This is a genomic window from Streptomyces sp. NPDC045998, assembly GCF_056430285.1.
In genome coordinates, this window is sequence record NZ_JBWKLJ010000007.1 from 152,911 (window position 1) to 176,818 (window position 23,908).

Below are 23,908 nucleotides of genomic sequence, written 5' to 3' on the forward strand. Positions count from 1 at the left end.
GGGGAGCCGTCGGGTTTTCCGCCGTGCGAGGGTGGGTACGCCAGGACTGGGAGCGCTCCCATCCACCCGGCACCCCACTCAACCGGACGATGGAGCCGCACACATGACTGGTCGTGATCTCGATAGCCCGGCCCGTACCACGGGCCCCACGCGCCGCCGCCCCCGCTGGACGGTGCACCTGCTCACCCTGCTCTCCGCCGCGCTGCTCGCCCTGATCCCCTGGTCCGGCACCGCCTCGGCGCACGGGTCCGTCGTCGACCCGGCGTCCCGCAACTACGGCTGCTGGTTACGCTGGGGCAGCGACCACATGAACCCGGCCATGCAGCAGCAGGACCCCATGTGCTGGCAGGCGTGGCAGGCGAACCCGAACGCCATGTGGAACTGGAACGGCCTCTACCGCAACGGCGTCGGCGGCAACCACCAGGCGGCCATCCCCAACGGGCAGTTGTGCAGCGGCGGCCGGACCGAAGGCGGCCGCTACAACGCCCTGGACGCCGTCGGCCCGTGGAAGACGACGAACGTCACGAGCAACTTCACGGTCAAGCTCTTCGACCAGGCCAGCCACGGCGCGGACTACTTCCTCGTCTACGTCACCAAGCAGGGCTTCAACCCCGCCACCCAGGCGCTGAGCTGGAGCGACCTGCAGCTGGTCAAGCAGACCGGCCGCTACGCCCCGGGCCAGAACTATGTGATCGACGACGTCAGCGCCCCGGGGCGCACGGGCCACCACGTCGTCTACACGATCTGGAAGGCCTCGCACATGGACCAGACGTACTACCTGTGCAGCGACGTGAACTTCGGCTGACCGGCACCCCGGTCCCGGGGGGGGGGGGGGGGGGGGGGGGAGGTGGGGGAGGGGGGGGGGGGGTCCCCCCCACCCCACCCCACAAAAAGAGAGGAAAGGCCTCGAGCGGGAAACAGACGTATTACTGGGGCGGAGAGGGGAGTTGCGGCGGACAGACACCTTGGTCCCGGGCCCGCGGTGTCCCGCCGATCACCGCGGGCCCGCGGCGCTCCTCCCCCACCACGTCCCGGCGAGCACGAGCACGGCGCCGCCGACGCCCACCGCGCCCACCTGCTCGCGGGCGACCGCGATACCGGCCGCCGCCGCCCACAGGGGCTCGGTGCCGAGCAGCAGGCTCACGCGGGACGGCGAGGTACGGCGTACCGCCCACATCTGCACGAAGAACGCGAACAGCGTGCAGAAGACCGCGAGGAAGAGCAGCCCCGCCCACTCCCGCGCCCCGAAGCCCGCCGCCACCGTCCACGGCGACGCGCCGCTCCCCGGCACGGCGACGGCGATCAGGGCGAAGACCGCCACCGCGCCGCCGAGTTGGACCGTCGTGAGCGACAGCGAGTCCGCGCCCCGGACGGCCTTGATACGGGACATGGCGAGGACGTGGACCGTACGGGCGAGGGCGGCGAGCAGCATCAGCAGGTCGCCGCCCGAGGGGGCGGTGAGCCCGCCGCCCTGCGTCAGCAGCACCACGCCCGCGACCGACAGGCCGGCGGCGGCCAGGAAGGAGCCGGACGGGCGGGTCCTGGTCAGGGCCGCCTCGGCGAGCGGCGTGAAGATCATGGTGAGGCTGATGATGAGCCCGGCGTTGGTCGCGGAGGTGTGGACGACCCCGTACGTCTCCAGCAGGAAGATGCCGCTCAGTACGGCTCCGAGGACTCCGGCCCCGCGCCACTGGGCCGCCGTCAGGGCGCGCAGCGCCCGCCACCCGGCGGCCACGAGCACGGGCAGGACCACCGCGAAGCGCAGGACCAGCACCGCGATCACGGTGTGCGCGGTGGTGATGCCCTTGGCGGCGAGGTAGCTGGCGCCCCAGACGGCCGCGACGAGCAGCACGGGCAGGTCGGTGAGCCAGGCCCTCCGGGCGTACGGGGGCGCGGGGGCGGCGGCGAGCGACGACATGCGGCCGGTCTCCAGGGTGCGTGGGCGGTGTGGAGGCGTCGGCGGCTCGCACGCGGACGATCACCGTACCCGGGCCGCGCCCACGCGTCGAGGGCCCCTACGCCGGAGCGTTGGCGGCCCGGCCCCCGTATCCGGCACGGGCCGACGGGCTGCCACTGCACCCGTTCACCGCTCCCGCTCCTCATGGGTCCCGGGCCGCAGGAAGCGTTGGATGATGAGGCGCAGGGTGGGGAGTTGCTCGGCCGGCGTGAAGGACGGGTCGGTGGCGGCGCTGGTGTAGAGAGCGCCGATGAGCGCCATGACCCAGGCCGCGGTGGCGTCCGGGTCCAGGCCCGGGTCGATCCGGCCCGCCGCGCCCGCCTTCCGCAGCAGGGTGGCGATGGTGGCCCGCTCCTCCTCGTTGTCACGGCTCAGCAGCGCTTCGAGATCGGGGTCGCGGTAGGCCTGGATCATCGCCTCCATCACGAGGGCGGGAACCAGCGGCTCCGCAGCCGGGGCGGCGAGGAGGTCGACGGTGTCGAGGAGGGCGGTCCACGGATCGTCGGCGGCGCGGGCGGCGGCGAGACGCTCGGCCTTGGTGGCGCCGTCGTGCTTCTCGTCCTCGAAGACGGCGTGGAAGATCGCACGCTTGTTGGGGAAGTAGTGGAAGAGGTTGCCCGCGCTCATGCCCGCGGCCTTGCAGATCTCCGCCGTGGTGGTGCGCTCGAAACCTCTGGCGGCGAAGAGTTCGGCCGCGGTGTTGACGATGTGCCGGCGCCGGGCCCGGTGCCTGACCGGATCGACTGTCCTCATCGTGGTCCCCTTCTGCTCGGCTCCGGGCTCTTCCGGTCTCCGTCCAGTAATAATAGACCGAGCGCTCGGTCTATTATTACCCGACAGGAGCAAGGGGAAAGCATGAGCATGCGCGAGGGACGTGAGCGACACCCACGAGGGGACAAGCTCACCGTGCTCGGCCGGTCGGTGCGCGGCACCGTGCTGGTCTACGTCGTTCTGCTGCTGGCGGGGGCGGGCGCCGGCCGGCTGGCGGGCCCCTTGGCCGATTGGCTGGTGACGCTTCCCTGGGCACCGCTGCAGGGGCCGGCCGAGCTCGTCGCGTCGGTCCCCGCTCCGTGGCTGGTCGCCGCGGGTGCGGCGGCAGGGCTGGTCCTCGGATTCGTCATCCAGCACGAGCAGTTGGTGGTGCGCCTGTCGGACGACCGCGTTGTGCTCACCCGTGAGGGGCGTGCGCGGGAATTCCCACGCGACGCCGTCGCCGCGGTGTTCCGGGACGGCAAGCAGCTCGTCCTGCTCGGCCACGACGGTGGCGAGCTCGCTCGGCAGGAGTGCGATCTGGACGCCGGCCGTGTCGCCGACGCCTTCACCGAACACGGCTACGCGTGGGCGGACGCCGATCCGTACGAGGACGAGTTCCGCCGGTGGGTCCCTGACACCCCCGGCTTGCCGGAGGGCGCGAACGCCCTCCTCAAGGCCCGCCAGGAGTCGTTGGAGAAGAAGGGCTCCTCCGATGACGACGTACGGGAGCTCCGGGAGGAACTGGCCCGTCTCGGCGTCGTCGTGAGGGACGAGAAGCGACGCCAGTACTGGAGGACGTTCCGGTAGTCCGCCCGCCGGGCGGTGGCGCCTCCCGGCGGTGGCCGGGTGAGGGGCCTCGCGGACACGGCCCGGCCGGCTCTCCGCTCACTCCCCGGGCTGGAAGGTGCCGAACTGGGCGGGCCCGGCGGTCCGATAGGTATGGATGCTGATGCCGGTGGGGGTCGTGCGGTGGCCGGTGAGCTCGAAGGCGGTCGGGGTCCCGCCGTCGGGGAAGAGGCGGCGGCCCTTGCCGAGGAAGACGGGGTAGACGAGGAGGTTCAGCTCGTCGACCAGGCCGTGCGCGAGGAGGCTCTGGGCGAGGCGGGCGCTGCCGTGGACCTGGATCTCGCGGCCGGGCCGCTGCTTGAGGCGGTTCACCTCCTCGGTCAGGTCGCCTTTGATCACGATGGAGTTGTGCCAGTCGGCGGTGTCGAGGGTCGTGGAGACCACGTACTTGGGCAGGGTGTTGAGGCGGCTCGCGACGGGGTCGCTCTCGTCGGTGACCTTGGGCCAGTACGAGGCGAAGATCTCGTACGTCCGCCGGCCGAGGAGGAAGCAGTCCACCCGCTGGAAGACCTCGTCGATGAACCGCCCGAACTCCTCGTCCACGAACGGCACGCTCCAGCCGCCGTACGCGAAGCCGTCGGTGCGGTCCTCGTCGGGGCCGCCGGGGGCCTGCATCACGCCGTCGAGCGTCACGAAGGAGGTGAGGGTGAGCTTGGCCATGGCTGGTGCCCTTCTCATCAGGCTTTTCTCATCAGACCTTCCTCATCAGGTCCTTCTTCATCGTCCGTCACCTGGCCGGACCGCGCCCGCGGCCGCAAGCCGTCCTTCGTCCGGCAGTGGATCTCCGTGTCCGATCGCCGCCAGCGGTACGGCGACCCCTCGGATGTGATTGAGCGCGCAACCACTTCCGAGGGAAGCACGGAGAACGGCATGGAGCTCACTTTGAACGGCAGGACCGCTCTGGTCACCGGCGGCAGCCGCGGCATCGGCGCCGCGATCGCGCTGCGGCTGGCCCGGGAGGGCGCGGACGTCGCCCTCACCTACGTACGCGACGAGGAGGCGGCCCGGGAGGTCGTGCGGAAGATCGAGGCGACCGGGCGGCGCGGGATCGCCCTGCGCGCGGACGCGGCCGACGCGTCGGCGGCGGGCGCGGTGGAGCGCGCCGCCGGGGCGCTGGGCGGCGGGCGGCTCGACGTGCTGGTGAACAACGCGGGGGTCGGGGTGCTCGGCCCGCTGGAGAGCCTGACGCTCGCGGACGTGGACCGGGTCCTCGCGGTGAACGTCCGCGGCGTGTTCCTGGCCTCGCAGGCGGGGGCGGCGCGCATGGCACGGGGCGGGCGGATCGTGACCATTGGTACGTGCATGACCCAGCGCGTACCGGGGCCCGGCGGGACCCTCTACGCGATGAGCAAGTCGGCGCTGTCCGGCCTGACCAAGGCGCTGGCGCGGGAGCTCGGCGGCCGGGGCATCACGGCGAACCTGGTCCACCCGGGGCCCGTCGACACCGACCTGAATCCGGCGGACGGCCCGTACGCGGACGGCCAGCGCGCGTTGACGGCGCTGGGGCGCTTCGGCGCGCCGGACGAGGTGGCGTCGATGGTCGCGTACCTCGCCGGCGAGGAGGCGGGGTACGTGACGGGCGCCGAGTTCGCGGTGGACGGCGGCCACGCGGCGTAGCGGGCGCGGCCGGGGCGCCGGGAAGGCGACGGGCGCCGCAAAAGCGGCGGACGACGGGCACCGCGAAGCCGAGGCGCCGCGGGCGCGAGGAGCGGCACGCACGGGGACCAGCAGGCGCGGCGGTCGCGGAAGCCGCGAGCAGGGCGCGCGACGCGCACCGGGTCCGGGCGTGCCGGCGCCGCGGGCGTGGAAAAGGCGCGAGGGCGCACCGGTGCTGTCGGGCCGGTGCGCCGCTCGCGTGCGGGCAGGTGTCGTACTGCCCGGGTCATACGGTCAGCTGAGCTCCTCGTGGCGGGCGGTGAGGCGCTTCGCGCCCTCCTCCGTCAGCGAGCCGAACAGCCGCAGGCGGGAGATGCCGCCGTCGGGGTAGATGTCGATGCGGACGTGGGTGCCCACGACCGGCTCCGGCAGGACGAACCGGTGGTTGGTGTCCGGCTGGAGGCGGGTGCGGGAGAGGAACTCGGTCCACTCGCCGCTCTCGCCGTCGCGTACGGACAGGGCCGCCCAGCCCGCGCTGTTGCCCTTGAGGTACGCGGTGTCGATCTCGACCGCGCGGATCGCGGACTGCTCGACCAGCTGGTAGCGGATCCAGTCGTTGCCCTTGTCGCGGCGGCGGCGGGTCTCCCAGCCGTCGTCCATCTTGCGGGAGCGGCCCGGCTGGATGGTGTTGGTGGCCGGCGAGTAGAAGCGGTCGGAGGCGTCCTCGACGCGGCCGCCGTTCTCCAGCGCGACGACGTCGAAGGTGCCGAGCACGCCGAGCCACGCCGGGTCCGGGGCGACCTCGCCGTAGACGCGCAGGCGGGCGATGCCGCCGTCGGGGTGCTGGTTGACGCGCAGGTGCGTGAAGCGCTGCTCGACGTCGACGGCGAAGCCGTTGGCCGCGTGGCCGCCGATGGCGGTGCGCGGGACGAGCGTCGTCCACTTCACGTCGGGGGCGAGGAGGGCCTCGGGCGACGGGGAACCGGCCACCGAGGTCGCCTCGATGGAGACGGCCTGCGGGTAGTTGCCGCGGAAGTGGGCGGTGTCGACGACGATGCCGCGTACGACGCCGGGCGCGCCGAGGCGTACCAGCGCCCAGTCGTGGTCCTCGGCGGTCGGGTGCGGCTCGTCGGCGGAGACGCCGCGGCGGCGGCGCGTCTCCCAGCCGTCCATGATCTTGCCCTTGTGGCCGAAGTGCTCGGGGTCGAACTCGGCGGGCTCGGGCTTGAGCATGTTCTCGCGCTCGGCGAAGAACTCGTCGTTGGCGGCGATGACGCCCGCGCCGAGGCGGCGGTCGGCCAGGTCGACCAGGCTGGTGAAGGCGAAGTCGGCGGTGCGGTAGTCGGCGTACGGGTCGCCGCCGCCGTAGGGGTTCGCGTCGCCGGTGAAGCTGGGTATGGCGGTCACGGGTGTCACTTGGTCCTTTCGAGGAGCCGGCCACTCGGCTCGGCCAGGGTGCCGTTGTCGGCGATGCGCTCACCGCGCAGCCAGGTGGACTTCACGACGCCGTGCAGGGTCTTGCCCGCGTACGCCGTGACCCGGTTGCGGTGCTGCAGCTCGGCGGGGTCGACGGTGAAGGTCTCGTCGGGCGCGAGGACGGCGAAGTCGGCGTCCCGGCCCGCTTCGATGGCGCCCTTCTGGCCGAGGCCCGCGAGCCGCGCCGGGGCGGTGGACATCCAGCGGACGACGTCCTCGAGGGTGCGGCCGCGGCGGCGGGCCTCGGTCCAGATGGCGGGCAGGCCCAGCTGGAGGGAGGAGATGCCGCCCCACGCGGTGGCGAAGTCGGGGGTCTTGAGGTCGGCGGTGGAGGGCGAGTGGTCGGAGACGATGCAGTCGATCGTCCCGTCCGCGAGGCCTTCCCACAGGGCGTCCTGGTTGCTCGCCTCACGGATGGGCGGGCAGCACTTGAACTCCGTCGCCCCGTCCGGGATCTCCTCGGCCGTGAGGGTGAGGAAGTGCGGGCAGGTCTCGACGGTGATCTGGACGCCCTCGCGGCGGGCGGCGGCGATCATCGGCAGCGCGTCGCTGGAGGAGAGGTGCAGGACGTGCACGCGGGCACCGAGGCGCCGGGCCTGGTCGATCAGGTTGGCGATGGCGGTGTTCTCGGCGTCGCGCGGCCGGGAGGCGAGGAAGTCGGCGTACTTGGCGCCGCCCTTCTGCGGGGCCGCGTCCAGGTGGTGCGGGTCCTCGGCGTGCACGATCATCAGGCCGCCGAAGCCGGCGATCTCCGCGAGCGAGGCGGTCAGCTGCTCCTGGTCGAGCTGCGGGAACTCGTCCACGCCGGACGGCGACAGGAAGCACTTGAAGCCGAAGACGCCGGCGTCGTGCAGGGGCCGCAGGTCCTTGACGTTGTCGGGCAGGGCGCCGCCCCAGAAGCCGACGTCGATGTGGGCCTTCGGGCGGGCCACCTCCTGCTTGGTGCGCAGGTTGTCGACGGTCGTGGTGGGCGGGAGGGAGTTGAGCGGCATGTCGATGAGCGTGGTGATGCCGCCGGCCGCGGCCGCGCGGGTGGCGGTCCAGAAGCCCTCCCACTCGGTGCGGCCCGGGTCGTTCACGTGGACGTGGGTGTCGACGAGGCCGGGGAGGACGACGTCGTCGCCGACGTCCTCCAGGCGGGCGCCGGCGGGCACCTCGGCGTCGTACGGCAGCACCGCCGCGATCTTGCCGTCGGCGACGGCGACCGAGGCGGCGCGCGTCCCCTCGGGGGTGATGACGCGCGTCGAGCGCAGTACCAGGTTCACGTCCACGTTCCCGTCGTTCTCCATTCACATCGTCCAACGCCGACAAGCCCACGGCACGGCACAGGCAGAGGCAAGGCACACGGCACACATCTCAACTTCAACGAACTGTTGAAGCTTGTGAGGGAGTCTTCCCCTCCGATCCGGTGCCGTCAAGAGGCCCCCGAGGGCCCGCCGCGGTGGCGCGGAGGCGGCTTGGATGTTTCCATGAAGTGGAAAGATAATTTCATTCAAGGGAACGTAGCTACCCACAGAGGGAGGTCCGGCGAGCACGCACCGATCCCGGCGAGCACCCGGACAAACGGCCCCTGACCGGCAAAGACGTCCCACTGCGGGCGATGTGCCCGGCCGGACGGCCCGGTAGGCTGCTGACTTGCCCATCCGCCCCGAAAGGACCGTGCCGTGCCGACGTCCAGCGCCAGCACCACCGACGCCGCCAAGCCCGCCTCCGCGACCGGCGGCGTGCAGTCCCTCGAGCGTGCCTTCGACCTCCTGGAGCGGATGGCCGACGCCGGGGGCGAGGTCGGTCTGAGCGAGCTCTCCTCCAGCAGCGGGCTGCCGCTGCCCACCATCCACCGCCTGATGCGCACGCTGGTCGCCTGCGGCTACGTGCGCCAGCAGCCCAACCGGCGGTACGCCCTCGGCCCCCGCCTCATCCGCCTCGGCGAGTCCGCGGCGCGGCTGCTCGGCACGTGGGCCCGCCCGTACCTCGCCCGCCTCGTCGAGGAGACCGGCGAGACCGCGAACATGGCGCTGCTCGACGGCGACGAGATCGTGTACGTGGCTCAGGTGCCCTCCAAGCACTCGATGCGCATGTTCACCGAGGTCGGCCGGCGCGTGCTGCCGCACTCCACCGGCGTGGGCAAGGCGCTCCTGGCGCACACCCCGCCGGAGGAGGTCCGCGCGCTGCTCGCCCGTACCGGGATGCCGGCCGCGACGGAGAAGACCATCACCACGCCGGAGGGCTTCCTCGACGCCCTGGTGCAGGTGCGGGAGGCGGGGTTCGCGGTCGACGACAGCGAGCAGGAGATCGGGGTGCGCTGCATCGCGGTCTCGGTGCCCGACTCCCCCACCGCCGCCGCGATCTCCATCTCCGGGCCCGCGGGCCGGGTGACGGAGGCGGCGACGGAGAAGATCGTCCCGATCCTGCAGGAGGTCGCGCAGGACCTGTCGACGGCCCTGGCGAACACCGCCGCCGCCAACGGCCAGGGCTGAGCCTCAGCCCTGTACGCGGCAGGCTGAGCGTCAGGGCCGTACCGGCGAAGGCTCCGGCTCGGACAGCCGGCCGTCCCGGACCGTCACCGTGCGGTCCGTGCGGTCGAGGTGGGCGCGGTCGTGCGTCACCAGCACGGTGGCCGTGGAGCGCGCCCGGGTCAGCGTGACCAGCAGGTCCAGGACCGCCGCGCCCCGCTCGTGGTCCAGCGCGCTGGTCGGCTCGTCGACCAGCAGTACGGCCGGGTCGTTCATCAGCGCCCGCGCGATGTTCACGCGCTGGCGCTGCCCGCCGGAGAGCTGGTGCGGCCGCCGCCCGGCCTGGTCGGCGAGGCCCACCGCGTCCAGCAGCTCCAGGGCCCGCGCCCGGGCGGCCGCGCGGTTGCGCCGGTCCGACAGGTGGGCCATCACGACCAGCTGCTCGGCGGCCGTGAGCGACGGCAGCAGGTTCGGCTGCTGGAACACGATCCCGATGTGCTCGCGCCGCAGGGCCGCCCTGCCCGCCCGGTCGAGGACGCCGGTGTCGGTCCCGGCGACGATCACGCGCCCCCGGTCGGGCGTCACCAGCGTCGCGGCCACCGCGAGCAGGCTGGACTTGCCGGAGCCGGAGGGGCCGACGACCGCCGTGAGGGTGCCCGGCGGTACGGCGAGCGAGACGGAGTCGAGCGCGGTGACCCGGCCGTCGCCGTCCGGATAGGTCAGGGTCACGTCGTCGAGGACGAGGCTCATCGTGGTCATCGGGCGCTCCCCAGCGCGGTCAGCGGGTCGACGGCGGTGATCCGCCGGATGGACAGGGCGGCTCCGAGCATTCCGAGGACGATCATCACGGCGGCCGGGCCCAGGACGGTCTCCGGTTCCAGGACGAAGGGCACGTCGCCCCCGCTCACCACCGCGCCGGCGCCGGCCGCGAGCGCGGTCCCGAGCAGCGTCCCGCCGGCCAGCATCAGCGCCGCCTGCCCGAGGGCGTCCTTCAGCAGGTACGGCGTGGAGGCGCCGAGCGCCTTCAGCACGGCCACATCGGCGCCGCGCTGGATCGTCCACACCGTGAAGAAGGCGCCGATGACGAGCGCCGAGATCGCGAAGAGGAAGCCGCGCATCAGCTGGAGCGAGCCGTTCTCCGCCTGGTAGGAGCCGATGGCGGTGAGCGCCTCGTCGACGCCGAGCGTCCGCGTACCGGCGGCCCGGTCCCCCGCCGCCACGTCGATCCCCGCGCCCCGCAGGGCGACGACCGTCGCCCCCGTACGCCCCTGCCCCATGGCGTGCCAGTCGGCCAGGGACGTCCACACCACCGGCGTATGGCTGTACGAAGCGTCGCCCGCGACCGCCACCACGGCCAGCTCCCGGGATCCCAGCCGTACGCGGTCACCGGGCCCTGCCCCGCCGAGCTCGTCGGCGGCCGGCCGCGACAGGACCGCCTTCCCGGGCCCGAGCTTCGCGCTCTCGGGGGCGATCCCGGCGCCCGGGGCCGTACCGAAGGCGGAGACGGCCGCCGTGCGGCCGCCCGCGGCGGTGGCGTTCAGGGTGCTGATGCCCACCGGTTCGGCGGCGGTGACGCCGGGCTGCCGGGACCAGGCGCGCCAGGCGCTGTCGGGGACGGCCGACTCGGCGAAGGACACCGACCGGCCGGGGGGCGGGGCCGCGAAGGCGAGCCGGTCGGCGGGCAGCCCGGTGATCGCCGAGACGTTCTCCCGCGCGAGCCCGGCCGTCAGGCCCGACAACAGCCCCACCAGCAGGGTGATCAACACGATCACCGTGCCCATCAGCGCGAACCGCCCCTTGGCGAACCGCAGATCTCTCCATGCCACGAACATGACGCCCAGCCTGCCGACGCTCCGCCGGTCACCGCATCGCGCGCCGGACGGCCCCGGCGTCAAACTTTCGGTTGAGGGCGGCGGGGGCGTCGACACCTACCCTGGACGGGTCATGGATCCGCGTACCCTCACCCCCGTCCTGCGCGTGCTGCGCCTCTGTCTCCATCTGCTGCTGGCGGGGCTGCTGGCCCTCGCCGCGCTGCGGTCCTCCGGCGACCCGGCCGTGGTGGCCGCGGCCGCGGTGATGGGCGCGGTGTACGCGGCGGGCTCGGTCCTGCCCCCCGTACGCACCTCGGCGCCGGCCGCCGCGCTGTGGCTGGGCGTGCTGAGTGCGGCCTGGCTGGTGCTGCTGGGTCTCACCCCCGACGGGCTGTGGGCGGCGTTCCCCCTCTACTTCCTGCACCTGCACCTGCTGCCGGTGCGCTGGTCCCTGCCGGCCGTGGCCGCCACCGCGGGCGCGGCGATCCTGTCGTACGTCCACCACGGCGCGCCGCTGAACCCGGGGGCGTTCATCGGGCCGCTGCTGGGGGCGGCGGTCGCGGTGGCGACGGTGCTGGGCTACCAGGCGCTGTACCGCGAGAGCGAGCGGCGCAGGCGGCTCATCGAGGAGCTGATCGCGACCCGGGCCGAGCTGGCGGCCGCCGAGCGGCACGCGGGCACGCTCGCGGAACGGGAGCGGCTGGCACGCGAGATCCACGACACGCTCGCACAGAGCCTCTCCTCCATCCAGCTGCTGCTGCGGGCCGCCGAGCGCGCCCTGCCGGACGGCTCCCCGGCCGCCGCGCACATCGAGCGGGCGCGCCACGCCGCGCAGGACAACCTGGCGGAGGCGCGGCGGTTCGTCCGGGCGCTGGCGCCGGCGGACCTGGAACACGGCTCGCTGGCGGCGGCCCTGGAGCGGCTGTGCGAGCCGGGGCCGGGGCCGGAGCCGGGGCCCCGGGTGCGGTTCTCCGTGAGCGGTACGCCGCAGCCGCTGCCCACGCCGTACGAGGTGGCGCTGCTGCGGATCGCCCAGTCGGCGCTGGCCAACACGGTGCGGCACGCGGGTGCCGAGCGCGCCGAGATCACGCTGACCTTCATGGACGCCTCGGTCACGCTGGACGTGGTCGACGACGGCAAGGGCTTCGACCCGGGCGCCTGCGCCCCTTCTCCGAGCGGCGGTTTCGGGCTCCCGGCGATGCGCTCGCGGGCGGAGTCGCTCGGCGGATCCTTCACCGTGGAGTCCGCGCCGGGCCAGGGCACGGCCGTCGCCGTGGCCCTCCCGCTCCCGGTGCCACTGCCCCTGCCCCGGGAGGCGGCCGCATGACGATCCGCCTGCTGCTCGCGGACGACCATCCCGTCGTACGGGCCGGTCTGCGGGCCGTCCTCGACACGGAGCCCGACTTCACGGTGGTCGCCGAGGCGGCGACGGCCGAGCGTGCCGTGGAGCTGGCACCGGACGCGGACGTGGTCCTGATGGACCTGCGCTTCGGGCCCGGGATGGACGGCGCGGAGGCGACGGCGGCCATCACCGCCCGCGCCGGCGCGCCCCGGGTGCTCGTGCTGACGACGTACGACACGGACGCCGACATCCTCGCGGCCGTCGAGGCGGGCGCGAGCGGCTACCTCCTCAAGGACGCGCCCCCGGAGGAGCTGTCGGCGGCGGTGCGCACGGCGGCGGCCGGGCAGTCGGCGCTGGCGCCGGCCGTCGCGCACCGGCTGATGGACCGGATGCGCACCCCGGCGCAGGCGCTGACCAGGCGCGAGCTGGAGGTGCTGCAGCTGGTGGGCGAGGGCCTGTCCAACCAGCAGATCAGCAAGCGGCTCTTCCTGAGCCAGGCGACGGTGAAGTCGCACCTGGTGCACGTCTTCGCGAAGCTGGGCGTGGACTCGCGCACGGCGGCGGTGGCGACGGCGAGGGACCGGCGGCTGATCCGCCGCTGAGGCGCTCGGACGGTGGGGCCTCAGACGGCGGCCCGGGGCCGTCCCGGAGTGAGGTGGTGCACGCGGATCTGTGCGGTGTGCGGGGTGAGCAGGCCGCGCAGCTCCTCGGTCGCCGCCTCCAGGAGATGGCCGTCGCGGGCGGCGTGGAGGGTTTCGAGGACGAAGACGACGTGCGAGGAGTCCTCGGTGACGCGGGTGCGGTGGGCGTCGCGGTGGTTCCAGTGGCGGGTCAGGACGCCGGTGGTGTCGGCGCAGACGATCTCGCCGGGCCTGGGGTTCTCGACGGTGTCGGGCTCACCGAGCGGGGTGAACTCCTCGGTGCCGTCCGCGTGGCGGATGACCACGTCGCCGTGGAGGTGTTCGAGGTCGAAGGCCCCGGCGGGCAGGCCGTGACGGACGGAGACGGCGTTGTAGGAGTCGACGGCCGGGTTGATCCGCGGCAGGGAGCCCTTCTTGGCCAGGCGGCGGCCGAGGGCGTCGACGCTGGGGCGGACGCGGCGGGGGTTGGTGCCGAAGGAGCGGTAGGCGGTGTGCCACGCCTCGATGCGCGGGTCGGTCTCGTCGGCCGGCCGCCAGGTGCCGTCGGCGAGCCGCTGCTCCAGCGCCTCCAGGGCCGCGGCGGTGCCGGGCCAGGGCTCCCGGCCGCGCAGCCCGGTGGCGGTGACCAGGGCGATACGGGTGTCGGGGAAGGCGTCCGCGACGGCGGGGTCGATGCGGAAGGTCGTCATGGGAGGGGCTGCCGTTCCTTCGTACATACGGGCGGAGGTGGGTGGGTCAGGGCTTCCAGGGGCCGATGCGGTCGCGGCGGCGGCGCTGTTGGGCGGCGGCGGACACGTCGAGGCCCTGGGCCCGTTCGGTGAGGTGGTCGGCGACGGCGGTGCGGTGCTCGACGGGCTTGTGGTCGTCGTACTTGAACTTGGCCCGTACGTCGGTCACCGCCAGGCGCAGGCCGCGGATGCCGGGCAGCATCCGGCCGTACGGGGGCCGGCCGACGGCGATGGTGCCGTGGTCGCCGTCGGGCTGGAAGTGGGCCATCTGGCGTCGCAGCAGTTCGGCCTTGGCCTCCGGCTCGTCGACGATCGTGGCGCGGCAGGTGAACTGGACGGCGGTGTAGTAACTGGTGGGGACGCCGTCGGTGGGCGGGCTGTCCGGTGCGGCACGCCACGGGCCGGGGATGAACGCGTAGTCGCCGAAGGCGGTGAACAGGACGTTCGGGTCGCGCTCGATCGACTCCCAGACGGGGTTGGGGCGGGCGAGGTGGACCAGGAGGTGGCCGGGCTCGCTCGCGAAGTGCGTGGGGACGGCGGCCGGCGGCCGGCCGGGCGGGCCGTTGACGCCGAGGACGCCGAAGTCGTGGCCGTCGGCGATCCAGGTCTGCCATTCGGCTTCGTCCAGGCTCGCGTCCCAGGGGTGGATGAGCATGCGAGGCTCCTTGCGGGCGGTCGGGTGAGGGCGGTCGCGGTGCGGTGAGGGCGGCCGGCCAGGTAAGCCGGTCAAGTGAGCCGGTGAGGTGAGCCGGTCAGGTGAGGGCGAGGAGGCTGACGGCGACGGCGGCGGCGCCCAGGCCGACGAGCTGGCCGCGGTGGACGCGTTCGTCGAGGACGGCGCGGGCGAGCAGGACGGTCCCGGCCGGGTAGAGGGCGGTGATGACGGCGACGACGGCGAGGTCCCCGCTGCGGGCGGCGAGGAGGAACAGCAGATTCGCCACCGAGTCCAGCACACCGGCGGCGGCCGACATCGCGTACGCGGGCCTCTCCGTCCCCAGCCTGCGGAACAGCAGCGCGGCCGCGGCCAGGGTGACGGCCGAGGAGACGGCCCGGCCGATGATCAGCGGGGCGATGCCGCTGTCGGACGGTGCCTGGTGCAGGAAGACCAGTTGGAGCGCGATGGCGGCGCCTGCGCCGAAGGCGAGCAGCAGTGCCGTACGGGACGGGCGGGCCGACCCGGCGCCGTGCCCGGCGCTGACCAGGACCACGGCGACCAGCGCCAGCGGCAGGCCGAGCAGGCCGGCGAGGCCGAGGTGCTCGCCCTGCAGAAGGCCCACGCCGACGGGAAGTACGGCGGAGACCAGCGCGGTGACGGGCGAAAGGACGTTCATGGGGCCGATCGCCAGCGTCCGGTAGAGCAACGCGAAGGCGGCGGCCGAGGCGACGCCGGACGCGGCGCCCCAGGCGAGCGCGCCGGCGCCGAACGAGGCGCCGAGCACGGGCCACAGCAGCAGCTCGACCGCGAGCGAGGCGGGGGCCGCGATCATCACGGTGCGCAGGACGTGGGCCCTGCGGGCGCCGAGGCCGCCGAGGAAGTCGGCGCATCCGTAGGCGAGGGAGCTGCCCAGGGCCAGCAGCAGAGCGATCACGGTACGTACATCCCTTACTCTTTCAATGGAACGACTAGACCGTACATCGAACCGACCGCACCTTGTCAACCAAACGACCGGGCGGTGCATTGAAGTGACCCACGGATGAGGATGGGGTGAGGATGAGGATGGGAATGGTGATCGGATGACCGAGACAGAGGCGGCCCTCCGCGCACTGGCGCACAACGTCAGGGCGGCCCGGACACGCGCGGGCCTGTCCCTGGACGAGCTCGGCCGGCGTGCGAAGGTCAGCAAGGGCGCTCTGGTCGGCCTGGAGAAGGCCCAGGGCAACCCGAACTTCGCCACCTTGGTCCGGTTGGCCGACACCCTCGGCGTCTCGGTGTCCGCCCTGATGGAGGGGCCGACCGAAGGCCGCGTCCGCGTGGTGTCCGGCGATGCCGTGAGGCCGCTGTGGACCGGAGAGCGGGGCAGCGAGGCCCGCCTCATGCTGACGACGTCGGGCGCCGCCCCGGTCGAGGTCTGGCGCTGGCGGCTCGAACCGGGCGAGGAGTACCCCAGCCACCCCCACCAGGCGGGAGTCGTCGAGACGGTCAGCGTGACGTCGGGGCGGATGATCCTGGTCGTGGACGGCGTCGAGCATCCCGTGGAGGCCGGCCAGACCGCCGCCTTCGACGGCGACGCCCCCCACACCTACCGCGGCTCGGGCGACGGGACCTGCCACCTGATCATGACCGTCCACCTGCCACCGGGGCCCGCGCCGCAGGGCTGATCCGGGCGGTCGGGCGGGCCTTGGAACGACCGGCGCCCGACGGTATGAGACCGGGTTCTACGTCACTCCCCCGCCGGTCCCGCCGGCCCCGCCGGTCCCGCTGGTCCGCCGAAGAGCTCCACGGCGTTGCGTACGCCGGTGAGGGCGGCGCCCAGGGCGCTCACCGAGCCGACCGCACCGGCGATCAGGAGCAGTGAGCGGCGCAGGCGCGGGACCTCGGGGGCGCCGTCGCGGGCCATCGCGGCGAGTGCGGCCAGTTCCTCCTCGGCGATCCCGCGGTCCAGGAACTCCGCGGGGTGCGCGGCCAGTTCGCGCCGCAGGCGGGCGACGGCGGAGCGCAGCTCCGTGACCCGCGGGTCCTCCGCGCCCTCGCCGGTTCCGGTGCCTGCGCCCGTCACACCCTTCTGCCCCATGCTTCGCAACACTGCTCTCTTCCCCCTCACACGCACACCCCTGTGCGGTCTCGCGCCCGCCGCGGTGATGGTCGGATACCGGACGGTTGCGGACAGATTAACGGTCTGCGCACCGGCGCGCGCCACACGGGGGGAGGTCCCTCAGCTCGCCTGTTCGACGTCCAGCGCCCCCCGCCAGACCGTCAGGTCCAGGGTGATGTAGTCGCTCGGGTCGGACTCGGGCGGGAAGCCCTGGACCGTGACGAGGGCCACGTCCCCGGCACCCGTCGTCGGCGAGGGACACCTCGTACCCGCTCGGCAGGTCGATCGCCTTGTACGTCACCGGCTCGGGGGCCTTGGGCGGCGTGGCGGCGCCGGACGGCTCGGCGGGGTCGGCCGCCGCCGGGGTCTCGTGCCCGGCCGCGGCGCCGTCGCCCGCCCCAGTGTCGTCGCCGCCCTCGGCGGCCGGCTGTTCGCGCGCCTCCGTGCGCTTCGTACCGTCGTCGCCCTTGAGCAGGTAGAAGGCGGTGACGCCGCCCGCGACGGCGAAGGCGAGCACCGCGGCCACGGCGGCGACGAGGAGGGTACGCGAGGACGACGCCTTACGGGCGGACGCGGGCACGGGTGCGGGCGCCACCGTGGGCGCCACCGCGGGCCCGGGCATGGGCATGGGCGAGGGCGCGTGCACGTGCTGCTGCGGTTGCTGCGGCAGCGGTACGGGCGGCCCGAAGCCCTGCGGAGGCGCGGCGTGGGCCGCCGGAGCCGTCGGGGGGTGCGGTGCGGCGGCCGGGGCGGCCGGAGCGGCCGGAGCGGCCGGGGCCGTCGGCGGTACGACGGTCGGCGGCGTCGCCGGGGGCGGCGGCGTCGTGGCCGCCGCCGGGGCGGGGGCCGCGGTGCGGGTGGTGATGTCCGCGGCGACCGCGCCGGGCAGCCACTCCTCGGGGCGGCGCAGGGCGGTCTGGTCGCTGGCCCCCTGGCACAGGGCGAGCAGCTCGGCGACGGACGGCCGGGCGGCCGGGTCCTTGTCCAGGCAGCGGGTCACCAACTCCCGCAGCCGGTCGGGCACTCCGGTGAGGTCCGGCTCCTCGTGGACTATCCGGTACAGCACCCCGTGCGAGGTGCCCTCGCCGAAGGCCGGGCTGCCGGTCGCCGCGTACGCCGCGACCTGGCCGAGCGCGAAGACGTCGGTGGCGGGGGTGACCTCGCGGCCGGCCGCCTGTTCCGGCGCCATGAAGGACGGGGTGCCGATGGTGACGCCGCTGCCGGTCAGCGAGGTGGCGTCGGCGGCGCGCGCGATGCCGAAGTCGATGACGCGCGGACCGTCCGCGGCGAGCAGGACGTTGGCGGGCTTGAGGTCGCGGTGGACGATGCCCGCGCCGTGGATGACCTGGAGGGCCTCGGCGATCCCGGCGACCAGCAGCAGGACGGTGTCGACGGGCAGCGGCCCGTGGGCCCGTACGGCGTCGGCGAGGGACGGCCCGGGCACGTACGCCGTGGCGAGCCAGGGGCGGCGCGCGTCGGTGTCGGCGTCGATGACGGGCGCGGTGTACAGGCCCTGGACGCGTTGCGCCGCCCGCACCTCCTGCGCGAAGCGGCGGCGGAACTCCGCGTCCTCGGCGAAGTCGGGCCGGATCACCTTGATGGCGACCGGGCGGCCGCCCGGGGTGTACGACAGGTACACGGCACCCATGCCACCGGCGCCGAGCCGGGCGGACAGCCGGTAGCCGGCCACGGACCGCGGATCGTCCTCCTCGAGCGGCTGGAAGACCGTTCCGCCGCTTCCCCCACGCGGAGCACCACTCATCAACCCATGTCTCCTGACCAGGACTTGGCACCGCACCCACGCCAATGCCGAAAGCCGCACCCTATCCAAGCCGGGGCGGGACCGCGCCATGAGGTATGCACTCCCCATGGATGAGACCAGGGAAGAGACCGGGGAAGAGACGACACGACGAGCACCGCGCGAACCCGTCGTCGCCGGACTGCTGCTCGCCGCGGGCGGCGGCCGCAGGCTCGGCGGCCGGCCCAAGGCGCTGCTGGAGCACCGGGGCCGCCCCCTGGTGGAGCACGCGGTGCGGGTGCTGCGCGAGGGCGGCTGCGCGGTGGTGCACGTGGTGCTGGGGGCCGCCGCCGACGCCGTACGGGAGCGGGCGTCGCTGCCCGGGTGCGTCCTGGTGGACAACCCGGAGTGGGAGCGGGGCATGGGCTCGTCGCTGCGCGCGGGGCTGGAGTCGCTGGCCGGTTCGGGCGCGGACGCGGTCGTGGTGTCGCTGGTGGACCAGCCGGGGATCGGGGCGGAGGCGGTGGCCCGGGTGGTGGGCGCGTACGGCACGTCCGGCGCGCGGAACGCGCTGGTGGCGGCCGCGTACGACGGGAAGCGCGGCCATCCGGTGCTGTTCGGGGCGGACCGGTGGGCGCAGGTGAGGGCGAGTGCGGAGGGCGACCGGGGGGCACGCGCCTACCTGCGGGAGCACGAGGCGGCGATCGCTCTTGTGGAGTGCGGGGACGTCGCTGAGGCCTACGACATCGACACCGCGGCGGATCTCGCGCGGCTGGAGTGAACACCGCGTGTACGAGGTGGCACCCAGAGCCACGTTGTGTCGACCCAGAGAATCTCGACATCAACAGACCATTGAACTTCCACTATGAGGAAACTAGTATCCACTGTTCAGAAGCACCCGACCGTCAGAAGGCGCCCGTGACCGTATCTCGGCTCCCACGGCACTCAGTGCCGCGCGCGTACGCCCGGCGGCCGCGGCATGGCGCCGCGCCAAAGCCCCCGCTGAAGGAAGTGACAGCTCATGTCCGCACCAGCGCCGTCTCCGCTGGCCATCGTCGAAGCCGAGCCCCTGCCCCGGCAGGACGAGGTCCTGACCGACGCGGCCCTGGCCTTCGTGGCCGAGCTGCACCGGCGGTTCACGCCCCGGCGTGACGAGCTCCTCGCCCGCCGCGCGGAGCGCCGCGCCGAGATCGCCCGCACCAGCACGCTCGACTTCCTCCCGGAGACCGCACAGCTCCGCGAGGACGACAGCTGGAAGGTCGCGCCGGCCCCGGCCGCGCTGAACGACCGCCGCGTCGAGATCACCGGCCCGACCGACCGCAAGATGACCATCAACGCCCTCAACTCGGGCGCCAAGGTCTGGCTCGCCGACTTCGAGGACGCCTCCGCCCCCACGTGGGAGAACGTCGTCCTCGGCCAGCTCAACCTGATCGACGCCTACGAGCGGCGCATCGACTTCACCGACCCCCGCACCGGCAAGTCGTACGCCCTCAAGCCGGCCGACCAGCTCGCGACGGTCGTCATGCGCCCGCGCGGCTGGCACCTGGAGGAGCGCCACCTGCGCTTCGACGGGCGCCCGGTCCCCGGCGCGCTGGTCGACTTCGGCCTGTACTTCTTCCACAACGCCCAGCGCCTCATCGACCTGGGCAAGGGGCCGTACTTCTACCTCCCGAAGACGGAGTCGCACCTGGAGGCCCGCCTCTGGAACGACATCTTCGTCTTCGCGCAGGACTACGTCGGCATCCCGCAGGGCACCGTCCGCGCGACCGTCCTGATCGAGACGATCACGGCGGCGTACGAGATGGAGGAGATCCTCTACGAGCTCCGCGACCACGCCTCGGGCCTCAACGCGGGCCGCTGGGACTACCTGTTCTCCATCGTCAAGAACTTCCGTGACGGCGGGGCCAAGTTCGTCCTGCCGGACCGCAACGCGGTGACGATGACGGCGCCGTTCATGCGCGCGTACACCGAACTGCTGGTGCGCACCTGCCACAAGCGGGGCGCGCACGCGATCGGCGGCATGGCGGCGTTCATCCCGTCCCGCAAGGACCCCGAGGTCAACAAGGTCGCCTTCGAGAAGGTCAAGGCGGACAAGGACCGCGAGGCGAACGACGGCTTCGACGGCTCCTGGGTCGCCCACCCCGACCTGGTCCCGATCGCGATGGCCTCCTTCGACGCCGTGCTGGGCGACAAGCCCAACCAGAAGGACCGCCTCCGCGAGGACGTCTCCGTGGCGCCCGGTGACCTCATCGCCATCGACTCGCTCGACGCGAAGCCGACGTACGAGGGCCTGCGCAACGCCGTCCAGGTCGGCATCCGCTACATCGAGGCGTGGCTGCGCGGCCTCGGCGCGGTGGCCATCTTCAACCTGATGGAGGACGCGGCGACCGCCGAGATCTCGCGCTCGCAGATCTGGCAGTGGATCAACGCCGGTGTCGTCTTCGAGAACGGCGAGGAGGCCACCGCCGACCTGGCCCGCAAGGTCGCCGCCGAGGAGCTCGCCGCGATCCGCGAGGAGATCGGCGAGGAGGCCTTCGCGGCCGGACGCTGGCAGGAGGCCCACGACCTGCTCCTGAAGGTCTCGCTGGACGGGGACTACGCGGACTTCCTCACGCTGCCCGCGTACGAGCAGCTGGTCGGCTGACGCCACCACCCGGTCACTCCGCCCCCGGCGCCGCACAGCGCCGGGGGCGGAGCCGTGTCCGCGACCGGCTCAGGCGGCCGGGGCGACCGCGGCCCGCCCGGCGCGCCGGGCTCCGGCGACCAGCAGCCCGACGGCGACCCAGACCAGCGGCCAGGGCGCGAACTCGACCATCACGGCGCCGAACACGGACCAGATCCCCAGCGTCCACGCGACGAACAACGGCGGCACGATGCCCCGCCGGTCCAGCCAGAGCACCAGCAGGCCGACGACGAAGAGCGGGACGCCGAAGCTGCCGACGGTCAGCCAGAAGGCGCCCATGGCCGGGCCCATCTCGACGAGCTGCTCCTTGAGCGGCCACAGCTCCCCGGTGAACCAGTCGCCCGCGTAGCGCGGGAACGTCGGCACCAGTGCGCCGAGCGTGTGCGCGACCCCCAGGAACACGAAGATGCGGCCTGCCCACTTGATCATTCCAACCCCCCACACATTACGGAACCACCAGTTTCGATACTAGCGGTTCCGTATAGTAGGCCCATGATCACCCCCAAACAAGGAGTCGGGCGCCCCCGGGACAGCCAGGTGGATCACGCGATCGTCCGCGCCACCCGCGAGCTGCTGGTGGAGCGCGGGTACGCCGGCCTCACCGTCGGCGCGGTGGCGGAGCGGGCCGGGGTGGGCAAGGCCGCGATCTACCGGCGGTACGCGACCAAGCAGGAGATGATCTTCTCGGCGGTGGTGCACGACATGCGGGAGCAGGCGCCGCCGGACACCGGCTCCCTGCGCGGGGACCTGGCCGCACTCTGCGGGACCATCGCCGCACAGCTCGGCTCGGCGCCGATGGACGTGCTCGCCGGACTGCTCGCGGACATCTACGGCGACTCCGCCCTCGCGGTACGGTTCTCGGAGACCTTCCTCACCCGCGAGCGGCTCCTCGTGACGGAGGTGCTCCAGCGGGCCGTGGCGCGCGGTGAGCTGACCGGGCTGCCCGACCCGGCCACCGTGCAGGCCTTGCTGGTCGGGCCGGTCTTCGTCTGGCTGCTGATGCTGATGGGAGACCGCGACAAGGCGCCGCGGTTCGCCCGTACGGTCGCGGAGACGGTGGCGAACGCCCTGCTGTCGGGGACGGTCTGACCGACCGGGCAGCCCGGCCGGTCAGGCCACGACCACCGTGCGCTGGGCGGAGAAGTCGCCCCAGGTGCCGTCCGGCAGCTTGGCGCGGAGCTTGACGCTGTAGCGGGTGCCGGGCCGGTCGGTGACGGTGAAGGTGTACGTCGCCGTGCCGGGCGGCGGCTGCGCGCCCCAGACGATCGTGGTGGCGAACCTGCCGTTGAGGTACAGCTGGTGCTCCGTGACCGGAGCGCCCCCGTCGGTGCGCGGCGGCGTCCAGGTGAGCCGGATCTCGCCACCCTTGAGCGCGGTGGCCGCGAGGTCCGTGGGGGCGGTGACGGGGCGCGCGCCGGGCGCGGGGGCGGTGGTGAGGTCGACGGCGTCGCTGTCGGGCGAGGAGTTCTCGGCGGCGTCGCGGGCGCGGACGGTGAAGGTGTAGACCGTCCCGGGGCGCAGGCCGGTGAGGCGGGCCGTGGTGGCGGTGCCGGCGACGCTGTGGATACGGGAGTCCTCCTGGTAGACGTCGTACGCCGTGACCGCCCGGTCGTCCGAGGCGGGCCGCCAGGTCAGGGTCGCCGCGCGGCTGCCGTCGGCGGTGCCGCGCAGGCCCGAGGGCCGGGAGGGCGCGGTGCGGTCGTCGGGCGTGGGCGCGGGCGTGGTCACCGGGACGGGGGCACTCGGCGCGGAGACGTTCCCGGCGGCGTCGCGGGCGCGGACGGTGAAGCTGTACGCGGTCGAGGGCGCGAGGTGGTCGACGTCCACCATGGTCCTGGCGGCCGGCAGGCTCCTGACCTTGCGGCCCCGCTCGTACACGTCGTATCCGGTGACCTCGGTGTCGTCGGAGGCCGGCTGCCACATGACATGGACGGAGGTGGCGCTCCCCGCCTGTGCCGTCACCCCGGTGGGCGCCGAGGGGCGCCCGGTGTCCTTGTCCCGGTCGGGCGCGGCGGCGGTGCACGCGCTCACGCTCACGCTCGCGCCCAGCAGGAGGGCGGCCACGCGGACCGGGGTGGCGGCGAGGGAGGAGGGGCGTCGCACGGTCGGGCCTCCAGGTCCGGAGTATTGGTCCAGACCTATATGGCACAGGTGCGGCCGGGCGACAAGACCCCGGGGGCCCTCGGATTCTCAGGCGCGGGTCGAGGCGACGGGCGTCGACACGGCCGACGAGCCTGGCGCGGCCGTCGCGGCCGTCGCGGCCGTCGCGGCCGTCGCGGCCGTCGCGGCCGTCGGGGTCGACGTGGCCGACGTGGCCGACGTGGCCGACGGTGAGGCCAGCGGGGCCGTGAAGATCGTCGTCGCGGAGTTCTCGCGCAGCGCGGCGTAGGCCCGCTCGACCGCGTCGGCCCGAACGGGGCGGGCCTCGGCGACCGCGGTCAGATCGCCGGCGCACTGCAGCTCCCACCGGGGGAAGCGGCGGCGCACGCGCGCCACGCGGGCGCTGGGCGCGAAGTACAGCATGGTGGTGTTCTCGTGGGGGTTGTGCGCGGAGCCCTCGTAGACCATCGAGCCCGCGCCCTCCAGCCGGTCCGCCAGGGCGGCGAGCGCCGCGGGCTGGGGCTGGTCCAGGAAGAGGCCCACGTGGTTCTCGAAGCCGTGGGCGCGCTCCTCCTCGGCGACCTCCGGGCGGTATCCCGGACTGGACCGCGGAAAGAGGAATATCTCCACCTGCGGCCCCGGATTGGTGGTCACACTCAGGCGCGTGACGAGTATTCGCGCGTCTTCCGGCAGCCCGTGGCGCTCGACGAGCCGGCGCTTCACCAGAACACTCGGAATTACCGCAGCCGCCCGCCAGCCATTTTCTCTGAAGTACTCGACGGCCGATTCTTCGGAGGCGGGGAACAACAGTGTCGCACAGTGCGACACAATGCACTGGTTCTTGATTTCCTGTTTCAGCGCGCCGGGCATCCAGGGCGGGAGAAGGGTCTCCACGGTGCTCCTGGACGCATGGTGTGCGTAGTCAACAGCATGCTGGAGGCGCTGGATGTCGCACGCGTCGAATGCCACGTGATTCATGTCGCAGCCTTTCTGTTGCCGACGATCAATTAAAAGCACGTCACACGTTAGGC

General features: G+C 73.4%; 25 protein-coding genes. 10 read left to right on the top strand and 15 right to left on the bottom strand.

Annotated features, from left to right (window positions below; genetic code table 11):
- Positions 1 to 103: 103 nt before the first annotated feature.
- Positions 104 to 805: a lytic polysaccharide monooxygenase auxiliary activity family 9 protein gene (locus tag AC07FJ_RS21680; RefSeq protein ID WP_479050992.1), complete on the top strand. Its 702-nt coding sequence runs from the start codon at positions 104 to 106 to the stop codon at positions 803 to 805.
- A gap of 189 nt (positions 806 to 994) precedes the next feature.
- Here AC07FJ_RS21680 and AC07FJ_RS21685 read toward each other — a convergent pair whose 3' ends face one another.
- Positions 995 to 1,918: a DMT family transporter gene (locus tag AC07FJ_RS21685; RefSeq protein WP_479050993.1), complete on the bottom strand. Its 924-nt coding sequence runs from the start codon at positions 1,916 to 1,918 to the stop codon at positions 995 to 997.
- Positions 1,919 to 2,083: 165 nt separating this feature from the next.
- Positions 2,084 to 2,710 carry a TetR/AcrR family transcriptional regulator gene (locus AC07FJ_RS21690; protein WP_479050994.1) on the bottom strand — a complete coding sequence of 209 codons (627 nt, stop codon included), beginning with the start codon at positions 2,708 to 2,710 and terminating at the stop codon, positions 2,084 to 2,086.
- A 102-nt stretch (positions 2,711 to 2,812) separates the two neighbouring features.
- Here AC07FJ_RS21690 and AC07FJ_RS21695 point away from each other — a divergent pair, with 102 nt between their 5' ends.
- Entirely contained in the window at positions 2,813 to 3,517 is a 705-nt protein-coding gene (locus AC07FJ_RS21695; protein ID WP_479050995.1) for a YqeB family protein, read from the top strand.
- A 78-nt stretch (positions 3,518 to 3,595) separates the two neighbouring features.
- On the opposite strand, the gene AC07FJ_RS21700 is transcribed toward AC07FJ_RS21695, so the two are convergent.
- The gene (locus AC07FJ_RS21700; protein WP_479050996.1) at positions 3,596 to 4,216 is read right to left on the bottom strand and encodes a dihydrofolate reductase family protein; all 621 of its coding nucleotides are present in this window, start codon (positions 4,214 to 4,216) and stop codon (positions 3,596 to 3,598) included.
- A gap of 210 nt (positions 4,217 to 4,426) precedes the next feature.
- On the opposite strand from AC07FJ_RS21700, the gene AC07FJ_RS21705 reads away from it, so the two are divergent.
- Positions 4,427 to 5,173: an SDR family oxidoreductase gene (locus AC07FJ_RS21705; RefSeq protein ID WP_479050997.1), complete on the top strand. Its 747-nt coding sequence runs from the start codon at positions 4,427 to 4,429 to the stop codon at positions 5,171 to 5,173.
- Positions 5,174 to 5,446: 273 nt separating this feature from the next.
- Here the strand turns inward: AC07FJ_RS21705 and alc are convergent, their stop codons facing one another.
- Both alc and allB read right to left on the bottom strand, forming a co-directional pair.
- Entirely contained in the window at positions 5,447 to 6,559 is a 1,113-nt protein-coding gene (alc, locus tag AC07FJ_RS21710; RefSeq protein ID WP_479050998.1) for an allantoicase, read from the bottom strand.
- Positions 6,560 to 6,564: 5 nt separating this feature from the next.
- Positions 6,565 to 7,917, bottom strand: coding sequence for an allantoinase AllB (gene allB, locus AC07FJ_RS21715; protein WP_479050999.1), 1,353 nt, complete (start codon positions 7,915 to 7,917; stop codon positions 6,565 to 6,567).
- A gap of 375 nt (positions 7,918 to 8,292) precedes the next feature.
- Between allB and AC07FJ_RS21720 the strand changes: the two genes are divergently transcribed.
- Positions 8,293 to 9,105 carry an IclR family transcriptional regulator gene (locus AC07FJ_RS21720; RefSeq protein WP_361416220.1) on the top strand — a complete coding sequence of 271 codons (813 nt, stop codon included), beginning with the start codon at positions 8,293 to 8,295 and terminating at the stop codon, positions 9,103 to 9,105.
- 30 nt (positions 9,106 to 9,135) lie between these two features.
- On the opposite strand, the gene AC07FJ_RS21725 is transcribed toward AC07FJ_RS21720, so the two are convergent.
- On the bottom strand, positions 9,136 to 9,831 hold the full coding sequence (locus AC07FJ_RS21725) for an ABC transporter ATP-binding protein (protein WP_479051244.1): 696 nt from the start codon (positions 9,829 to 9,831) through the stop codon (positions 9,136 to 9,138).
- A gap of 5 nt (positions 9,832 to 9,836) precedes the next feature.
- Complete coding sequence (locus AC07FJ_RS21730) at positions 9,837 to 10,913, bottom strand: ABC transporter permease (protein WP_479051000.1); 1,077 nt, start codon at positions 10,911 to 10,913, stop codon at positions 9,837 to 9,839.
- A 112-nt stretch (positions 10,914 to 11,025) separates the two neighbouring features.
- On the opposite strand from AC07FJ_RS21730, the gene AC07FJ_RS21735 reads away from it, so the two are divergent.
- Entirely contained in the window at positions 11,026 to 12,219 is a 1,194-nt protein-coding gene (locus tag AC07FJ_RS21735; protein ID WP_479051001.1) for a sensor histidine kinase, read from the top strand.
- The gene (locus tag AC07FJ_RS21740; RefSeq protein WP_479051002.1) at positions 12,216 to 12,836 is read left to right on the top strand and encodes a response regulator; all 621 of its coding nucleotides are present in this window, start codon (positions 12,216 to 12,218) and stop codon (positions 12,834 to 12,836) included. Before AC07FJ_RS21735 ends, AC07FJ_RS21740 begins: the two co-directional genes overlap by 4 nt.
- A 20-nt stretch (positions 12,837 to 12,856) precedes the next feature.
- On the opposite strand, the gene AC07FJ_RS21745 is transcribed toward AC07FJ_RS21740, so the two are convergent.
- The 3 genes from AC07FJ_RS21745 to AC07FJ_RS21755 all read right to left on the bottom strand — a co-directional run bounded on the left by AC07FJ_RS21745 (position 12,857) and on the right by AC07FJ_RS21755 (position 15,192).
- On the bottom strand, positions 12,857 to 13,564 hold the full coding sequence (locus tag AC07FJ_RS21745; RefSeq protein ID WP_479051003.1) for a B3/B4 domain-containing protein: 708 nt from the start codon (positions 13,562 to 13,564) through the stop codon (positions 12,857 to 12,859).
- Positions 13,565 to 13,610: 46 nt separating this feature from the next.
- Positions 13,611 to 14,258: an FMN-binding negative transcriptional regulator gene (locus AC07FJ_RS21750; protein ID WP_479051004.1), complete on the bottom strand. Its 648-nt coding sequence runs from the start codon at positions 14,256 to 14,258 to the stop codon at positions 13,611 to 13,613.
- 97 nt (positions 14,259 to 14,355) lie between these two features.
- A complete protein-coding gene (locus AC07FJ_RS21755) occupies positions 14,356 to 15,192 on the bottom strand; it encodes an EamA family transporter (protein ID WP_479051005.1) in 837 nt (278 codons plus the stop codon).
- Positions 15,193 to 15,337: 145 nt separating this feature from the next.
- Between AC07FJ_RS21755 and AC07FJ_RS21760 the strand changes: the two genes are divergently transcribed.
- The gene (locus AC07FJ_RS21760) at positions 15,338 to 15,922 is read left to right on the top strand and encodes a helix-turn-helix domain-containing protein (protein WP_479051006.1); all 585 of its coding nucleotides are present in this window, start codon (positions 15,338 to 15,340) and stop codon (positions 15,920 to 15,922) included.
- A gap of 62 nt (positions 15,923 to 15,984) precedes the next feature.
- Here the strand turns inward: AC07FJ_RS21760 and AC07FJ_RS21765 are convergent, their stop codons facing one another.
- Complete coding sequence (locus AC07FJ_RS21765) at positions 15,985 to 16,347, bottom strand: DUF5955 family protein (protein WP_479051007.1); 363 nt, start codon at positions 16,345 to 16,347, stop codon at positions 15,985 to 15,987.
- Positions 16,348 to 16,432: 85 nt separating this feature from the next.
- Positions 16,433 to 18,118, bottom strand: a complete 1,686-nt coding sequence (locus AC07FJ_RS21770; protein ID WP_479051008.1) for a serine/threonine-protein kinase — start codon at positions 18,116 to 18,118, stop codon at positions 16,433 to 16,435.
- Positions 18,119 to 18,224: 106 nt separating this feature from the next.
- On the opposite strand from AC07FJ_RS21770, the gene AC07FJ_RS21775 reads away from it, so the two are divergent.
- Positions 18,225 to 18,875 (top strand): nucleotidyltransferase family protein, encoded by a 651-nt coding sequence (locus AC07FJ_RS21775; RefSeq protein ID WP_479051009.1) that lies wholly within the window; start codon positions 18,225 to 18,227, stop codon positions 18,873 to 18,875.
- Positions 18,876 to 19,115: 240 nt separating this feature from the next.
- A complete protein-coding gene (gene aceB / locus AC07FJ_RS21780; protein ID WP_479051010.1) occupies positions 19,116 to 20,738 on the top strand; it encodes a malate synthase A in 1,623 nt (540 codons plus the stop codon).
- A 69-nt stretch (positions 20,739 to 20,807) separates the two neighbouring features.
- On the opposite strand, the gene AC07FJ_RS21785 is transcribed toward aceB, so the two are convergent.
- Complete coding sequence (locus AC07FJ_RS21785) at positions 20,808 to 21,206, bottom strand: DUF6463 family protein (RefSeq protein WP_479051011.1); 399 nt, start codon at positions 21,204 to 21,206, stop codon at positions 20,808 to 20,810.
- 63 nt (positions 21,207 to 21,269) lie between these two features.
- Between AC07FJ_RS21785 and AC07FJ_RS21790 the strand changes: the two genes are divergently transcribed.
- Entirely contained in the window at positions 21,270 to 21,866 is a 597-nt protein-coding gene (locus AC07FJ_RS21790) for a TetR/AcrR family transcriptional regulator (protein ID WP_479051012.1), read from the top strand.
- Positions 21,867 to 21,887: 21 nt separating this feature from the next.
- Here the strand turns inward: AC07FJ_RS21790 and AC07FJ_RS21795 are convergent, their stop codons facing one another.
- Together AC07FJ_RS21795 and AC07FJ_RS21800 are read right to left on the bottom strand one after the other, a co-directional pair.
- Positions 21,888 to 22,880, bottom strand: coding sequence for a fibronectin type III domain-containing protein (locus AC07FJ_RS21795; RefSeq protein ID WP_479051013.1), 993 nt, complete (start codon positions 22,878 to 22,880; stop codon positions 21,888 to 21,890).
- Positions 22,881 to 22,967: 87 nt separating this feature from the next.
- On the bottom strand, positions 22,968 to 23,600 hold the full coding sequence (locus AC07FJ_RS21800; RefSeq protein ID WP_479051014.1) for a hypothetical protein: 633 nt from the start codon (positions 23,598 to 23,600) through the stop codon (positions 22,968 to 22,970).
- Between the last annotated feature and the right edge of the window lie 308 nt (positions 23,601 to 23,908).

What these genes read in the sequence shown, in the direction of transcription:
- AC07FJ_RS21680 (WP_479050992.1), top strand. Translation starts at nt 104, where the DNA reads ATGACTGGTCGTGATCTCGATAGCCCGGCCCGTACCACGGGCCCCACG.
- AC07FJ_RS21685 (WP_479050993.1), bottom strand. Translation starts at nt 1,918, where the DNA reads ATGTCGTCGCTCGCCGCCGCCCCCGCGCCCCCGTACGCCCGGAGGGCC.
- AC07FJ_RS21690 (WP_479050994.1), bottom strand. Translation starts at nt 2,710, where the DNA reads ATGAGGACAGTCGATCCGGTCAGGCACCGGGCCCGGCGCCGGCACATC.
- AC07FJ_RS21695 (WP_479050995.1), top strand. Translation starts at nt 2,813, where the DNA reads ATGAGCATGCGCGAGGGACGTGAGCGACACCCACGAGGGGACAAGCTC.
- AC07FJ_RS21700 (WP_479050996.1), bottom strand. Translation starts at nt 4,216, where the DNA reads ATGGCCAAGCTCACCCTCACCTCCTTCGTGACGCTCGACGGCGTGATG.
- AC07FJ_RS21705 (WP_479050997.1), top strand. Translation starts at nt 4,427, where the DNA reads ATGGAGCTCACTTTGAACGGCAGGACCGCTCTGGTCACCGGCGGCAGC.
- allB (WP_479050999.1), bottom strand. Translation starts at nt 7,917, where the DNA reads ATGGAGAACGACGGGAACGTGGACGTGAACCTGGTACTGCGCTCGACG.
- AC07FJ_RS21725 (WP_479051244.1), bottom strand. Translation starts at nt 9,831, where the DNA reads ATGAGCCTCGTCCTCGACGACGTGACCCTGACCTATCCGGACGGCGAC.
- AC07FJ_RS21730 (WP_479051000.1), bottom strand. Translation starts at nt 10,913, where the DNA reads ATGTTCGTGGCATGGAGAGATCTGCGGTTCGCCAAGGGGCGGTTCGCG.
- AC07FJ_RS21735 (WP_479051001.1), top strand. Translation starts at nt 11,026, where the DNA reads ATGGATCCGCGTACCCTCACCCCCGTCCTGCGCGTGCTGCGCCTCTGT.
- AC07FJ_RS21740 (WP_479051002.1), top strand. Translation starts at nt 12,216, where the DNA reads ATGACGATCCGCCTGCTGCTCGCGGACGACCATCCCGTCGTACGGGCC.
- AC07FJ_RS21745 (WP_479051003.1), bottom strand. Translation starts at nt 13,564, where the DNA reads ATGACGACCTTCCGCATCGACCCCGCCGTCGCGGACGCCTTCCCCGAC.
- AC07FJ_RS21750 (WP_479051004.1), bottom strand. Translation starts at nt 14,258, where the DNA reads ATGCTCATCCACCCCTGGGACGCGAGCCTGGACGAAGCCGAATGGCAG.
- AC07FJ_RS21760 (WP_479051006.1), top strand. Translation starts at nt 15,338, where the DNA reads ATGACCGAGACAGAGGCGGCCCTCCGCGCACTGGCGCACAACGTCAGG.
- AC07FJ_RS21770 (WP_479051008.1), bottom strand. Translation starts at nt 18,118, where the DNA reads ATGAGTGGTGCTCCGCGTGGGGGAAGCGGCGGAACGGTCTTCCAGCCG.
- AC07FJ_RS21775 (WP_479051009.1), top strand. Translation starts at nt 18,225, where the DNA reads ATGGATGAGACCAGGGAAGAGACCGGGGAAGAGACGACACGACGAGCA.
- aceB (WP_479051010.1), top strand. Translation starts at nt 19,116, where the DNA reads ATGTCCGCACCAGCGCCGTCTCCGCTGGCCATCGTCGAAGCCGAGCCC.
- AC07FJ_RS21785 (WP_479051011.1), bottom strand. Translation starts at nt 21,206, where the DNA reads ATGATCAAGTGGGCAGGCCGCATCTTCGTGTTCCTGGGGGTCGCGCAC.
- AC07FJ_RS21790 (WP_479051012.1), top strand. Translation starts at nt 21,270, where the DNA reads ATGATCACCCCCAAACAAGGAGTCGGGCGCCCCCGGGACAGCCAGGTG.